Annotated in this window: 14 protein-coding genes and 1 riboswitch; of the genes, 1 reads left to right on the forward strand and 13 read right to left on the reverse strand. The window is 38.6% G+C overall.

The window, feature by feature from the left end:
• Nucleotides 1-58 precede the first annotated feature (58 nt).
• The 7 genes from NLBNIHML_RS03740 to NLBNIHML_RS03770 form a co-directional block, all read right to left on the reverse strand.
• A complete protein-coding gene (locus tag NLBNIHML_RS03740; RefSeq protein WP_472477808.1) occupies nt 59-676 on the reverse strand; it encodes a TVP38/TMEM64 family protein in 618 nt (205 codons plus the stop codon).
• A 158-nt stretch (nt 677-834) separates the two neighbouring features.
• Nucleotides 835-3,219 (reverse strand): heavy metal translocating P-type ATPase, encoded by a 2,385-nt coding sequence (locus NLBNIHML_RS03745; protein WP_217506366.1) that lies wholly within the window; start codon nt 3,217-3,219, stop codon nt 835-837.
• A 70-nt stretch (nt 3,220-3,289) separates the two neighbouring features.
• On the reverse strand, nt 3,290-3,487 hold the full coding sequence (locus NLBNIHML_RS03750; protein WP_024634437.1) for a cation transporter: 198 nt from the start codon (nt 3,485-3,487) through the stop codon (nt 3,290-3,292).
• Nucleotides 3,488-3,743: 256 nt separating this feature from the next.
• Entirely contained in the window at nt 3,744-4,073 is a 330-nt protein-coding gene (locus tag NLBNIHML_RS03755; RefSeq protein WP_081718281.1) for a four-helix bundle copper-binding protein, read from the reverse strand.
• A gap of 181 nt (nt 4,074-4,254) precedes the next feature.
• Nucleotides 4,255-4,491 (reverse strand): glutaredoxin family protein, encoded by a 237-nt coding sequence (locus NLBNIHML_RS03760; RefSeq protein WP_024634435.1) that lies wholly within the window; start codon nt 4,489-4,491, stop codon nt 4,255-4,257.
• A gap of 47 nt (nt 4,492-4,538) precedes the next feature.
• Entirely contained in the window at nt 4,539-4,742 is a 204-nt protein-coding gene (locus NLBNIHML_RS03765) for a cation transporter (RefSeq protein ID WP_024634434.1), read from the reverse strand.
• Nucleotides 4,743-5,053: 311 nt separating this feature from the next.
• Complete coding sequence (locus NLBNIHML_RS03770) at nt 5,054-5,374, reverse strand: metal-sensitive transcriptional regulator (RefSeq protein WP_024634433.1); 321 nt, start codon at nt 5,372-5,374, stop codon at nt 5,054-5,056.
• Between the two features lie 149 nt (nt 5,375-5,523).
• Between NLBNIHML_RS03770 and NLBNIHML_RS03775 the strand changes: the two genes are divergently transcribed.
• The gene (locus NLBNIHML_RS03775) at nt 5,524-7,113 is read left to right on the forward strand and encodes a multicopper oxidase family protein (protein ID WP_472477804.1); all 1,590 of its coding nucleotides are present in this window, start codon (nt 5,524-5,526) and stop codon (nt 7,111-7,113) included.
• A 294-nt stretch (nt 7,114-7,407) separates the two neighbouring features.
• Here the strand turns inward: NLBNIHML_RS03775 and asnB are convergent, their stop codons facing one another.
• The 6 genes from asnB to NLBNIHML_RS03805 all read right to left on the reverse strand — a co-directional run bounded on the left by asnB (nt 7,408) and on the right by NLBNIHML_RS03805 (nt 14,423).
• Nucleotides 7,408-9,303, reverse strand: a complete 1,896-nt coding sequence (gene asnB, locus NLBNIHML_RS03780) for an asparagine synthase (glutamine-hydrolyzing) (protein ID WP_175395183.1) — start codon at nt 9,301-9,303, stop codon at nt 7,408-7,410.
• Nucleotides 9,304-9,513: 210 nt separating this feature from the next.
• The gene (locus NLBNIHML_RS03785; RefSeq protein ID WP_301882202.1) at nt 9,514-9,987 is read right to left on the reverse strand and encodes a C40 family peptidase; all 474 of its coding nucleotides are present in this window, start codon (nt 9,985-9,987) and stop codon (nt 9,514-9,516) included.
• 5 nt (nt 9,988-9,992) lie between these two features.
• Nucleotides 9,993-10,126, reverse strand: a riboswitch (cyclic di-AMP (ydaO/yuaA leader).
• 165 nt (nt 10,127-10,291) lie between these two features.
• On the reverse strand, nt 10,292-10,999 hold the full coding sequence (locus NLBNIHML_RS03790) for a response regulator transcription factor (protein ID WP_175395185.1): 708 nt from the start codon (nt 10,997-10,999) through the stop codon (nt 10,292-10,294).
• 89 nt (nt 11,000-11,088) lie between these two features.
• Nucleotides 11,089-12,480, reverse strand: coding sequence for a sensor histidine kinase (locus tag NLBNIHML_RS03795; protein WP_472477801.1), 1,392 nt, complete (start codon nt 12,478-12,480; stop codon nt 11,089-11,091).
• Nucleotides 12,481-12,666: 186 nt separating this feature from the next.
• Nucleotides 12,667-13,287 (reverse strand): nitrite reductase, encoded by a 621-nt coding sequence (locus NLBNIHML_RS03800; RefSeq protein ID WP_472477799.1) that lies wholly within the window; start codon nt 13,285-13,287, stop codon nt 12,667-12,669.
• Nucleotides 13,288-13,514: 227 nt separating this feature from the next.
• The gene (locus tag NLBNIHML_RS03805; protein WP_175395187.1) at nt 13,515-14,423 is read right to left on the reverse strand and encodes a WD40/YVTN/BNR-like repeat-containing protein; all 909 of its coding nucleotides are present in this window, start codon (nt 14,421-14,423) and stop codon (nt 13,515-13,517) included.
• Between the last annotated feature and the right edge of the window lie 201 nt (nt 14,424-14,624).

Genomic DNA, 14,624 nt, shown 5'->3' on the forward strand with positions numbered 1-14,624 from the left:
AAAGCAAAAAAGCTCTACGAGGACGTAGAGCCTTTTTTGTCACCTTATTGAATTGTATTTATTCTTTATATCGAAGATATATTCTATAGCCGATAAAAACCAGTAATAAAAATGAAGCATACATCAAACTGACTTGTACTAGTCGTGTTTCTTCATTCCATATTTCATGCCCTATATAGGCAAAGGTCATCATTGCGGGGATTTTACCTAATAAGGTTGCGAGTATGAAAATCTTAAAATTTAAATGGAATACTCCTGCGTAAATATTGATTGCCGCAGCTGGTAAAATGGGTATGATGCGAGCTGATAGAATCATCCAAAACAGGCGCTGGCTACTCATCGCATGTAGTTGATCTAGAGATGTAAATCTCTGGGTAATCCTTCTTCCCCAAGAATAAAGTAAGTATTTTGCCAATAGATAGACAATAATCGCAGCTAAAGTGGATATGGCCACGTTCATAGTACTGCCCAATACTACACCATATTTAGCGCCGATCACTCCACCTACAATGCCAAACGGGATCACAGGAAACATAGCAAGAATAGTAATTACAAGAAACATCAGAGGTAAGCTAGCCGTATTATCCCCAGCTATCCATGCATACAATAAATCCCGCTTCATGAAAACAAGCATAAATACAACCAGGTTAATACAGAATATAATCCATTTTTTCAACCTAACATTCTCCTGAACGAATTTCTAGTTTACAAGTGAGTTTTGGCAATCTTTTTCTAACGTACACAGAGGGGTACCCCTGTTACTGATACTTTATATAATGTAACACAAACGTACCCCTATCTTTATATTATACAATGATTTTATCACGTCAGTTTTTAAGAATTACGTATTTTCACACGTTGTAGCCGAAGTGCATTAAGAACAACAGATACTGAACTTAATGCCATTGCAGCACCAGCTACCCATGGAGCCAAAAGGCCGATCGCAGCTATTGGAATACCCAGCGTATTGTAACCGAGTGCCCAAAATAAATTTTGTTTAATGTTAGCCATAGTTTTACGGCTCATATAAATAGCGTCAGGGATACTTGAAAGATCGCCACGCATCAATGTTACATCAGCAGCTTCCATAGCAACGTCTGTTCCTGTACCAATAGCCATTCCGATGTCTGCCATAGCAAGGGCCGGAGCATCGTTTATACCATCTCCTACCATCGCTACCTTTTTACCTTGTGCTTGCAGTTTTTTAACTTCTTCCGCTTTACCTTCAGGGAGAACTTCAGCCAGGACGTGGTCAATGCCAACTTGAGCCGCAATCGCTTTTGCCGTCCGTTCGTTGTCCCCTGTAATCATAATGACCTGGATACCCATCTCCTTCAAACGGCTGACAGCAGCCTGAGAGGTTTCTTTAATGGTATCTGCCACAGCAACCATCCCCGCATACTCTTTATCAATAGCGACAAGCATAGCTGTTTTCCCGGATTCCTCTAAAGTAGACATCATGTTGTAAGCTTGTTTTGCTTCTACATCGAATTTATCCATTAGACGACGTGTACCAATTAATAACTCTTTACCACTCACAACAGCCTTGATTCCAAAGCCTGGAATGGCCTCAAAGGATTCTGTTCTGAGCAGTTCAATATTTCTTTCCATAATGCCCGCAACTATAGCCTCAGCTAATGGATGTTCTGAATTTTTCTCAGCTGCCCCCACAAGTTTAAGGAATTCTGTTTCATCGCCCTCGACCAAAACATCGGTAAGTTCAGGTTTACCTTTTGTTACTGTACCTGTTTTATCGAGAATAATTGCATCAATTTTATGGGTCTGTTCCAGATGTTCTCCACCTTTAAACAAGATTCCAAGTTCAGCTGCACGTCCAGAACCAGCCATAATGGAGGTTGGTGTAGCAAGCCCAAGTGCACAAGGACAAGCAATAACCAGAATGGCAATTGCTTTTTCTAAAGAACCAGCAAAATCACCCGGTGTTACTCCGAAGTACCATACCAAGAATGCCACTACAGCGACTCCTACAACAATCGGCACAAAAATCCCTGAGATGACGTCTGCTACCCGTTGAATAGGAGCTTTTGATCCTTGCGCTTCCTCGACAACTTTAATAATTTGTGCAAGAGCTGTTTCTTTACCTATTTTTGTTGCTTTCATTCGAAGCACACCGTTTTTGTTCATGGTTGCTCCGATAACAGCATCCCCCACTTTTTTTTCTACAGGGAGACTTTCACCAGTAAGCATCGATTCATCCACAGACGAGAGTCCTTCCAGAACTTCCCCATCCACAGGCACTTTACTCCCTGGTCGAACAATTACAACATCACCTACAATCACTTCTTCCACGGGAATGGTCAATTCTTGATCTTCTCGGACAACTATCGCCGTCTTGGCTTGAAGTCCCATTAGGGATTTAATAGCTTCTGACGTACGTCCTTTTGCCAGGGATTCGAACAGTTTCCCCATAACCACTAAGGTAATCAACACGGCACTTGTCTCATAGTACATCGCAGGTCCATGATGTACGCTACCGCCTTCAATTGCCCAAACGATGGTTAAATACAGACTGTAAAAATAAGCAGCTGAGGTCCCTAATGAAACAAGAACGTCCATGTTTGCACTGCCATTGCGTAAAGCTTTATATGCACCAATATAGAAGGGTCTTCCGATATAAAATTGAACTGGCGTTGCTAATGCCAATTGGAACCATGGATTCATAAAGAGATCTGGTAACCATACCCACGAAGTAAATGAAAAGTGACTTACCATTGCCCAGAGTAAGGGAAACGATAAAATCGCAGAAATAAGAAGTTTTCTTTTTTGTTTTGATAATTCTTTTTGTCGACGTTCAGCTGGGTCGCTTTGTTCCTGTTTCGGTACAGCTTGATAGCCGAGTTTCTCTACTCTCTTTTGCATATCAGTCACAGAAACATCTGCCGGATTATATTCGACATGAGCAACTTCCATGGCGAAATTTACGGTGGCCGTGCTTACGCCAGGTAACTTATTCAGAGTCTTCTCGATTTTTAAGGCACAAGCCGCACAAGTCATACCGACAAGTTCCAAATCAACGGCTTCCTTAACTGTACTGTAGCCAAGCTTCTCAATGCTTGCTTCCATCTTACCGATGTCGACTTTACTTGGGTCATATGTTACTGTCGCTTTTTCCATCGCAAAGTTTACGTTAGCTTCTGATACACCTTCCAGCTTGTTCAAAACCTTCTCAATTTTTAAAGCACAAGCAGCACAAGTCATACCTGAGAGTTGAATTGATGTTTGTGATTTTTTCTCTTCAATTGTTGACACTATATATACACCTCACCTTTTAGACTTCATATCCTTGCTCTTCAATAGCCTCTTTAATGGTCTCTAGAGTCACCTTATTTTCATCATATACTACGGTAACAGTGCCATTTTCAAGATTAACATTCCCTTGAACACCGAGCGATTTCAAAGCACCTTCGATTGAGTTGACACAATGTACACAAGACATGCCATTCACATTTAACACTTCATTTTTCATAATTCACTTCTCCTTATATATGAGATTTTTATTTCAGTAATATTAACTTCACTTCATGTATAAAGAATACCCCCCTACCCTATATTTTGTCAAGCGCAATACCCGAAAATTTTAAGCCCATTTTATTGTTGATATGTAATTATGTTATTCTTCCTTTTCAAAATTCGAATTATTTCTTAGGAATTTAATAAAAGGAGTTCTCTCAGAATTTATGAACTGATTCTGAGAAAACTCCTTCTGTGCTACATTTCTTTTATTAAGCGGCCATTTCACGACACATTTTTGCACAAGCAAAACACGCTTCTGCACATTGTTGACAATGCTCATGATCATGTTTTTTACATTCGTTCCCACAAGCTTCACAAGCGTCTGCGCAAGCAAGACATATCTCTTTAACATATTTGCTATTGATCGACATGGCATGAGCGGCAAATTCACAGATATCCGCACATTCACGATCCAAGCGAATACATTCTTTCATCATTCCAATATGCTCCTCATCTAAACAAGAAACATAACAATGATTACATGCAACCATACATTTTAAACACTCTTCAATACACTCTTTGTACTTTTGATGTGACATTATAATTCTCCTCTCGTATCTAAAGTAGTAGGGTAGTCCCTTATTCTATATTTACCCCATATAGAAATTTCTATTCATGGCGGCATTTCAGAAGATAATCTACTACTCTAGAGTGTGAAAGAGGATAATTCTGTGCACATTTCACAATCGATGGAGTGAACCGAAATATCATTTAGGGTTCTTATCCAAGAAGTGTTTTTTCAATTTCTTGACGATTGAAGACAAATCCGAAATAAACTTTACCTTCAATGAAAATTGTAGGGACCAAATTTTTACCTGTTCGTTCGCGCAGAAGGACAGCATTTTCTGGATGATCAGCTATACTAAACTCTGTATACGGTATTTGATGATCATTTAAGAATTTTTTGAAATTTTTGCAATCTTCACAAGTTGGCGTTGTAAATACCTCGACATGCATACGCTTCACCTTCTTCTAACTTGAAGTAATGATTCAAGAAGATCATGTTATTCGACTATGTCGTAGCCTTGATTTTCAATTGCTTCTTTAATATCCGAAAACTCTAGTTTGGTTTCGTCAAATTTAACTTCAACCTTACCTTCCGCGAGAATTACTTTTCCTTCTACGCCTATTTGATTTAAGGCACCTTCAATTGAATTTACACAATGCCCACATGACATACCTTTTACTTTTAGTGTAACATTTTCCATTTTTCATACTCCCCTTTAATTGAGTTTAAATATATGTTATTTCATTGAGGCATGAACTCTTTTGATTAATTCATTCACTACTTCAATATGCTTTGTTGACTCCATTAAGTGCACCTGCAGCGGATAGGAGCATTAGGCCTCAATGATTGTTTGTCATTGGACCATTAACTTCATCCTATATTGTCCAAATGAATGACTTTTAATGTACATCACCTCCTTCATTAATACCATACCCCCCCTCACTATATTTGTCAAAGTATTTAGCTGTAAACAAAAAAAGAGTTTTTGCAAACCCTCTTTTGTTTACAGCACTATTTGATTAATTTATTTATGGTCACTAACAATTCATCTATAACTTCGTTTTCACCTTCCTGAATTCGTTCAATTACACAGCTTTTCATGTGATGCTCTAACAAAAGTTTTCCAACACCGTTCAAAGCCGATTGGACTGAAGAGATCTGATTCAGCACATTATCACAATAGGTATCTTTTTCGATTAATCCTTTTAGCCCTCTAACTTGTCCTTCAATTCTGTTAAGTCGGTTAATTAAATTATTCTTTGTTTTCTCAGAATGATGGCTCCTGCGTTCTTCCGTGTTGCATGACTCATGCTCTTGAATTAGGTCTCCCATTTTCCGATCACTCCTCATTATTTTATCTTATATTATACTATAGCCCCCCTATACTATACAAAATGAAATTCATCTACATTATTTCTACATATATTTTCTATACTATTATCGTTATTACCAATCAAATACAAAACGGTGGAGGAAAGAATATGAAATTGATGCTTTTAAAGAGGTTTATCGTAATTGGTTCTTTAGCTATTCTCGCTACGGGATGTACTAATGCGATTAAAAATAATGCAATGGAAGGAATGGATCATTCAAACACGAATAATCCTACTTCGGCTGGTTCCAGTCCTGTGAAATTCACATCTAGTACTCCAGTGGTAAATGGCAAAGAATTTACGATCACCGCACAAGAGAGCAATCTTGAAGTTTCCAAAGGTAAGATATTACCTGTTTGGACTTTCAACAATTCTGTCCCCGGACCTCAAATCCGTGTAAAGGTTGGAGACAACGTAAAAATCAATCTAAAAAATGAGTTGAATCAGCCTGTCTCCATTCATTGGCACGGCTACCCCGTTCCGAATAACATGGATGGCATTCCTGGCGTTACACAAGATGCCGTTGAACCAGGTAAAACATTTACGTATACGTTCAAAGCTAATGTACCAGGTACCTATTGGTATCATTCTCATCAAGACAGTGTAAACCAAGTGGATAAAGGCTTGTACGGTTCCCTTGTTGTTGAGGAACTGAAAAATGACTATGACCGGGACTATACTCTCATGTTAGATGAATGGATGAGTTCCAGCGACATGAATACGAGTGATTCCGACAATATGGGTATGAAAGAGATGAATCATAATGAAATGAATATGTCCGGATCGGATATGAACATGGACGAGAACACTACGGGTATGGGCGGACATGATATGAGCATGTATGACCTATACACGATAAACGGGAAATCAGGTACTGCCATTGATAAACTCATGGTTAAAGAGGGCGATAAAGTTAGAATTCGCTTAATTAATGCAGGATACATCAGTCATCAAATGCACTTACATGGCCACAATTTTAAAGTAATAGCGTCGGATGGACAGCCCATAAATGAACCCGAGATGATAAAAGATCAATTACTTTCTATAGCTCCTGGAGAACGTTATGATATTGAATTTACAGCGGATAATCCAGGCTCCTGGCTACTTGAAGAACATGGAATTGAGTCGCCGAAACAAAATATGAAAGCCGTTATCCAATACGAAGGTTCAAAAGTTCAAAATGACAATTCCAATGCTTCAGCTACGCTTCCTGTGTTTGACTTCGAAAAGTATGGTAACATGTCAGATTCATTATTTTCGTTGAATCAGATATTTGATCAAAACGTGACAATGAATTTAAATACAGAAATGAAAGATGGAGAAATGGTGTACACCATAAACGAAAAGGTATTTCCGGATACAGATGTCATAAAAGTCCAGAAAGGTGACAAGGTCAAAGTTACTTTTGTGAATCAGTCCAAAACGGATGACCATCCTATGCATCTCCATGGACAGTTTTTCCAAGTGCTAAGTAAAAATGGTCAATCCTATCAGGGATCAACGATCATAAAAGATACACTAAATGTTAAACCAGGGGAAACTTATGTTGTTGCTTTTGAAGCCGATAACCCTGGAAATTGGATGTTCCATTGCCATGACTTGCATCATGCTTCCGCGGGAATGGTAACGGAAGTCATGTATACAGATTATGAAAGTAACTATACACCTGATCCGAGTGTGGAGAACGTAGCGGAATAAATAAGTAGCATTGATTTACTCTTTATTAAGATCTGCTAATAATACGTTAAAAGATAAACAGAAGAAATTATAATGCGGCGATCTTTCCCGGAATGTAACCGAGGATTGGTTGCCGCATTTTTTTAGAAACACCTTAATTGTAAAAAAGCGATACTGTTCCGCTTAAATGCATATCATTCTCTTCTATTAGCTAGCATACCAAAATCCCCCAGGTATAGAGAACTCATTAAAATGAACTCTAATCCGAGGGGACGATATTTCAGAACTATATTGGCGACGTTACTGACTTTTTTATTACAATATCATTCTATTGGAAGATGGACCTGAAAAGGAATACGCACGATCTTCAATATATATTTGATGCCATAAGATAAATACAAGAATGGTCCACAATTTACGGCTTGCATCCAATTTCCCTTCCTTATGGATCTCAAGTAGCTGCAATACATACGTTTTATTGATCCATTGATCTACGTCTGCTGTCATAATCAGATTCCTAGCCCATGAATACCATTCACTTTTTAACCATACTCTCGTTGGGACAGGAAAACCTAATTTTTTTCGTTGCTGTACATCAGGTGGAACCACATCTTTCATAGCATCACGGAGTAATAATTTAGTTGCTGTGGGTGTAACTTTATACTTTGTAGGGATGGTAGCAGCTAATTCAAATACTTTGGTATCTACAAAGGGAACGCGAAGTTCCAAGGAATTTGCCATCGACATTTTGTCTGCTTTCATTAGGATATTCCCACGTAGCCACGTATGAATATCAATATACTGCATCTGTGTGACTTCATCATATAACTTCGCTTGTTCATAAAGTGGCTTAGTCACCTGCTGGGTTGGTTTACATACTCCCTGCTCCGATAACCATGGTGCTAATACCTTACTTTTTTCATGATCCATAAAAATCTTCGCATTTCCAAAGTAACGTTCTTGCAGAATAAGACTCCCTCTTTCCAAGAATCCTTTGCCTTTCATGCCGGTAGGCATTAATCTTCCAAGATGTCCTGCAAGACTTCTCCATGGACCTGGAAGACCCTGAAACATGCGGAGAGCATAGGGTTCCCGATAAATGTTGTAGCCACCAAAAAATTCATCTGCACCTTCACCTGAAAATGCCATCTTAACATGCTGACTAGCCAACTTCGATACAAAGTAGAGACCCACGGCTGATGGGTCTGCTACTGGCTCATCCATATGCCATATTAGAGAAGGTAGTATATCTATATAGTCGCGGGCATTAATCCGAATTTCATGATGCTCAGTCCCTAAATAGGCTGCTGTCTTCCTAGCATCATCCAATTCACTATAGCCCGGCATATCAAATCCAACGCTGAATGTTTGGGTTGGCTCCAAGCGATGAAGTAAACCAACTAAACTGCTTGAATCAATACCACCCGATAAGAATGCTCCCCTAGGGACATCTGAGTTCTTATGAATACGAACAGATTCCGTTATTACTGATCGTGTTTCCTCTACTAAATCGGAATACGACCTACTTTCATGGGGCTCAAACTTCACTTCGTAATACGGTCTGATGGTCATTCCATTATTCTGTACAATCAAATAATGGCCTGCTTTCAGTTTATGGATCTCTTTGAACATCGTTAGAGGTTCAGGTACATATTGAAATGTGAGATACTGATAAAGAGCATTTTCATCCACTTCCCTATCAATCCTACCTGAAGCCAGCAACGTTTTAATTTCAGAGCCAATCATGTATCCGGAGGCGGTCTCACTGTAATAAACAGGCTTGATTCCGAAATGATCCCGTGCCGCAAATAAAAGATCACTCCTTTGATCCCATATGGTGAACCCAAACATGCCTCGTAAATAGTTGACACATTTAATTCCAACGTCCTCATAAAGCCTCAGTAATACTTCGGTATCGGAATCTGTATAAAATGTATACCCCTTCTGACTCAACCAATCCCTCAACTCTTTATAATTATAAATCTCTCCATTGAATACCAACCAAATATCTTTGTTCTCATTGGTCATGGGCTGTGCCCCGTGCTCAATATCCAGTATACTTAGTCTCCTAAAACCCAGACCGATATGATCATGGATATATATCCCTTCATCATCTGGGCCACGATGAGCTATGGAGTCGGTCATATGTTGCAGAATGTTTGCATCTACTGGCATACGATATTTGTTATATAAACTTACAAATCCACACATAGGGCTATTCTCCTCTAATCAATATAAGATTAGTTTAGCTTTTATGTATGTGGAATCTGTGAAAGATTACCGTCCATATCATAAATCACAGTTTAGATAAGTTATTTACTTATTTATTAGTTTAGTTCACTGGAGAATGGTTCTATCTGTTCGAGGCAAGTTGCTAAACAAAATGGACAAACCCGTGAATTACCCACGGGCTTGTCCATTTTAATGACTATCGTTAACCATTTTAAGATAGTTCTGCTCGCTAACCACTCTACGAGCTGTTACATATTTGGTTTTATAATAACTTTCAGATAAGCTACTAATTCGAACACCCTTACTGCTTGATGAATGTGCAAATTGATTGTTACCTACATAAATTCCCGCATGTGAAATGCTGCGACCATTCGTATTGAAGAAAACGAGATCCCCTGGGCGTAATTCTTCTTTCTCTACAAACGATCCCTTTGCTGCTTGCATACTAGAGGTGCGCGGCAAATCTAGTTTAAACTTATTAAAAACATACAGGATAAAACCGGAACAATCAAAACCAGATGTTGTTGTCCCACCATAAAGGTATGGCGTTCCAACCACTTCTTTTATTTCTTCTGTTAGCTTTGCCTGACTAGCAAATGCACCTGTTGCTGTGGAGGTAAATAAAACTGCTGCTCCAAGAACCGATAAAATGACTTTCTTCAAACTTTTGTTCCTCCCTTAGATGCCTACGGAGTTAGCTTAAGGATTCGGTTAAAGGCTCCCTATATTCTTTTCTTACAAGAATAATTCACCCAACAAATGGTTCCCCCGTTTTCAATACGAAATTCGGCAAAAATAGTTAAATATTTGTAACCTATAGAGTATTATATTGTTAAATTGTGTGGATTTAATGTGGAATTCTCGTATATCTTATTCTAAAAAAGAAACGACCGTCTCCTGCTGAAGTTAGGGAGCGATCGCTTCTTAGCACATGTTCTTTTTGTATTGCCGAATTCTAGTTATAAGTTCAAGGCTCCTCTACACTATACAACCACTTATACCCTATGCCCCAAACCGTTTGAATGGGGTTCTGTTCCAATCCAGCCAACTGCAACTTCTCCCGGATATTTTTCACATGGGTGTCTACGACTCGGTTATCCCCAAAAAAGTCACTTCCCCAGAGACGTTCAATGATTTCATCTCTAGAGAAAACTCTTTGTGGATTCTCGGCCAATATAAGCAATATATCAAGTTCTTTTTGGGTCAAATCCAGATTTGTGTCGAGTACCATAACCTGTCTTCGATCTGGATAAATAATCATGTCAGTATACATGATTTTTTTACCGATTTCTTTAAGGCTTAAAGACTGTGAAGAGCGTCGAACAAGCGCAAACAAGCGAGCAATGAGTTCATCAGAATTTACAGGTTTCACCATATAATCATCAGCACCGACACCTAACCCATGTACCTTATCCTTCACATCCCCTCGAGCTGTAAGCATCAATATAGGTGTTTCAGTAAACGATCTGATTTTTTCACAAAGATGCCATCCATCCATATCCGGCATCATAACGTCTAATAAAATGACATGATACGAATTTTTCTGAAGATAGGACAGTCCTTCGGTTCCATTATGAGCTTCCGTAATATCAAAACCCTCTTTAGTTAAATAAATTCGCAACAGATTTCTCATGTTCCATTCGTCATCAATAACTAATGCTTTCAATTTATTCATATGGTCATCCCATCCATTTCATTAATCTTTAGTAATATGCGGTTTCTGACCGTAAATTTGAACGATCATTAGCTCATTTGTTTCACATATTATATTTTGAAGCTGTGTGATTTTAATGAAGAAGAGGTGATGGACGGGAACATCACTTTAAATTGCGTCCCCTCTCCAATTTTACTTTCCACATGAATTGTTCCTCCTTGTTGTAAAACAAGACTTTGAACAATGGACAGCCCCAGTCCTGTTCCTCCATATGCCCGGGATCTGGATTTCTCAACCCGGTAAAAACGTTCAAATATATTGGGAAGTTCTTCTGTTGAAATTCCGGGTCCCGTATCGCAAATGCTTATTACAACCCCTTCTAATTCAGAAGTTAAAGAAACTTGAATATACCCCTCGGCTGTGTAACGAATGGCATTATCCAATAGATTCAAAATAATCTGTTCCAGTCGGTTAGAGTCTACAAAAATATGGGGTACGGGACTCAACTTACTTCGAATCGTAAGATCTTTTTCTTGGGCTTTTAATTGAACCTTATCTATAGACCTTTGAATAATCGAAGTGGGTTCTACAGACATCAGTTTCAAGTCAATTTTACCTTCTTCCATCTTAGACAATTCAAAGAGATCATTTATGATTACATTTAAACGTCGTGCTTCCTCAGAAATGATTTGTAGATATTTTTTCTTTTCTTCATCATTTTCCACAAGATCTTTAGCCAATATGTCTGCATACCCTTCCATATAAGTAATGGGTGTTTTCAATTCATGAGAGACGTTGGCAAAGAACTCCGAACGATTATCTCGATATTGTTTTAATTCTTTAGCGAGGTCGTTTATGGCTTGTGACAATGAACCAATCTCATCTTTAGTTTCCACAGGAATTTCAAGATTCAGTTCTCCTTTGGCAATTTGGCGAGTTGCACTTTCAATTTTTAATAATGGATTCGATAATCTTTTGGATAGAAAAAATATGCAACCCAACGCTAATAACAGTGCTCCAAATCCAGTGATAAACAGTAAATTTCTAATCGTTTGGATCGAATCTTTCATATTTTCTAGAGAACTAATCACGTAAATCCCTTTGACCGTTGGATTAGTGGTTACGGGGATACCATGAAGCAGGTAAAGTTCGTTATTAAAAGTGAATTCTCTTTCCACCTTCTTCCCTTCTAACAATTTGCGATTATCCCAGATATAGTTAGGATAAATGGAGGCGTCTGAAGTCTTTGATTCAATGAATCTTCCTTGTGAACTCAAGATGTACATCTGGACGCCTGTAAAATCAGCCATTTGTTCCGCACTGTTGCCTTGCTCCTCAAGCATAGTAGACAAATGTGCTGCTAACTCATTAGCTTCATCGTGTACCTTTGATGACAAAAAATTCGTGAATATGAGGTTAAGTACAATACTTAGCAATATTAAAATCCCAATAAACAAGCTGAAAATGGTAAAGCTAAGTTTTAAATGAATTTTATTCCACACCGAATATATCACCTTTTGAAATCATATTAGGAAAACAAAACAGTCGCCATTATGGCGACTCATAAAATTTATTTTGACTCAGAAAGGACGAATTGTTTTTCACGCTACGTAGTATGCACTTCATTTGTTATTAGACGGTTCCCCACTTGCAGTGCTTTAATTTTATTTTTGCCAAATACTATAGAATTAAAGCATTCTCTTTAATTCTTCAGCAGTGATTCTCTTCAAAAACTTGCTGAATTTTTCTTTACCTTTTGCATGAATTTTGTAATAATCGATTATTTTCATTACCTTTTGTGTCACTTCCGCTTCCGTTAAACCAGCTAGAAAAAGTTCAGCCAAAGAAGCTTTGATTCCCTTTGGATCTCCACCTATATACATATCGAATTTGTCTTTCATTTTAACGATTCCGATATCTCTCAAGAGTGGTTCACTAGTCCCGAGTGCACAGCCAGCATATCCGATCTTCAGAGGTGTCGGTGTCAATATCCCAGCTATAGCTTGATTTAACTTTTGAGCAATGTCTAGTCCGGAATCTTCAGCCCCTCTGCAGAAATTACAAGCGATCAAGGCCTTAGTTGCATAACCTGCAGGGTTTACCTCAAGTCCAATGCTTCGAAGATTGTCAGTTACGACGCCTTCCGATTCAGCCGATATTTCAATATAAAATTGTTTAAACGGAGTCATCTCGGTCTTTTGCTCTGGACCCATAAGTTTACTGATAGCTGAAAGTTGTACTGCAGTAAACAAGCTTCCTCCTACTTGAACCGGTGGGGAAACTGCAATCATCAATCTTTCATTGTTCACTTCTTTTTCTCCTTTAACCGAATTAATGTTATAAAGAATGCGTTTAGTTTATTGCCCTCTTCATGTATTTCATATGACTGAATCAAAGCAACTCTTACTTAAGTCCACCGTTGCATTTGATGACTTTAGAATACCCCCCTATAGTATAATTATCAAGCTTTTTCTTTATATATACACTTTGATTTAAATTCTTTTTCATAATAAAGGAGCTACCTAGGTTTATTCTTTCACGATTCCCCTAAAGACCAGTTCTCTCCACCATCATTGCTTTCATAAACCGAATACTGATCTGTCACAATGATGAGCCGATTGGGATCTTGTTTTGAACTTTTGATCCCCAAAGGCATCTCACCATTTAAGTCTACGTCGAGGTCAGACCATATTTCCAAATCAGTAGATTTTAAAAATCCACTCTCTGTCATGATAATCGTTCCTCCATCGAACAAAGACAGTACTCCGTATGCCGGCTCGTTTGTAATCTGGATTTGTTCCAAATCTCTGCCCTTGACATTATAGCGAACCAGCCCTGATTCCGTTGCAGCCAAAATGGTCTCTTTAGCCGAAGGAAGTATAGAAATCGAATACGCCCCTTGGGGGATACTTCCGATTTTGTTCCACTGTTTCCCACCATCCTTCGTTTGATACACATTGTTGTCAGCACTAGCCAACAACGCAATTAATCGACTTGAATTCCTCGGGTCCATCGCTAAGTAGTGCACATCCGGCTCATTGGGTTTTGCTTTATTTGGAAGTCCATTCTCTGCAGTTTCCCAGGTCTCCCCACCATCATTAGAACGTTTCACAAAACCATGGCCCGCGACAAAGATGTTCATGGGATTATTCGGATTCGTTTCAATTGCCATTACATCACTTGTCATAAGTTCTTTACGAGTTCGCTGCCATTTTTGATCTATAAATTCATATATACCATTATGAGTTCCCATCCATATGGTTGTATCATCATCTGCAAAACTAAAGATATGCGGATGGGTGGTGGACTGAGGTGTTAATAGATCCAAATTTGCAGTCCTGTCTTCTCTACTCTCCCCCCAGAAAATAAAACCGACAATCACTACTAATGATAATGCGAGATAAAATCCAACACCCAGGGATAGCCCTTTTTTCTTTTTTGGCATGGGTCATTCTCCTTGTCTAAAATAATTTTAGGTCAGTATAGAGAAAAATTGTGAAGATTCTGCGTGTTTTGACGAAAATATAAAGGAGGACACCCTATATCTACAAGATGTAATAGCTTAAATATACAAGCGCATCAATAGCCAATGGTCAACACGATTTCCATGTATCAGCCCATGATCAGCTTTTAGTGGGGGAAAATC

The organism is Paenibacillus sp. JNU01 (genome assembly GCF_059130585.1).

What these genes read in the sequence shown, in the direction of transcription:
- NLBNIHML_RS03745 (WP_217506366.1), bottom strand. Translation starts at nt 3,219, where the DNA reads ATGACTTGTGCTGCTTGTGCTTTAAAAATTGAGAAGGTTTTGAACAAG.
- NLBNIHML_RS03750 (WP_024634437.1), bottom strand. Translation starts at nt 3,487, where the DNA reads ATGAAAAATGAAGTGTTAAATGTGAATGGCATGTCTTGTGTACATTGT.
- NLBNIHML_RS03755 (WP_081718281.1), bottom strand. Translation starts at nt 4,073, where the DNA reads ATGTCACATCAAAAGTACAAAGAGTGTATTGAAGAGTGTTTAAAATGT.
- NLBNIHML_RS03760 (WP_024634435.1), bottom strand. Translation starts at nt 4,491, where the DNA reads ATGCATGTCGAGGTATTTACAACGCCAACTTGTGAAGATTGCAAAAAT.
- NLBNIHML_RS03765 (WP_024634434.1), bottom strand. Translation starts at nt 4,742, where the DNA reads ATGGAAAATGTTACACTAAAAGTAAAAGGTATGTCATGTGGGCATTGT.
- NLBNIHML_RS03770 (WP_024634433.1), bottom strand. Translation starts at nt 5,374, where the DNA reads ATGGGAGACCTAATTCAAGAGCATGAGTCATGCAACACGGAAGAACGC.
- NLBNIHML_RS03775 (WP_472477804.1), top strand. Translation starts at nt 5,524, where the DNA reads ATGAAATTGATGCTTTTAAAGAGGTTTATCGTAATTGGTTCTTTAGCT.
- asnB (WP_175395183.1), bottom strand. Translation starts at nt 9,303, where the DNA reads ATGTGTGGATTTGTAAGTTTATATAACAAATATCGTATGCCAGTAGAT.
- NLBNIHML_RS03790 (WP_175395185.1), bottom strand. Translation starts at nt 10,999, where the DNA reads ATGAATAAATTGAAAGCATTAGTTATTGATGACGAATGGAACATGAGA.
- NLBNIHML_RS03805 (WP_175395187.1), bottom strand. Translation starts at nt 14,423, where the DNA reads ATGCCAAAAAAGAAAAAAGGGCTATCCCTGGGTGTTGGATTTTATCTC.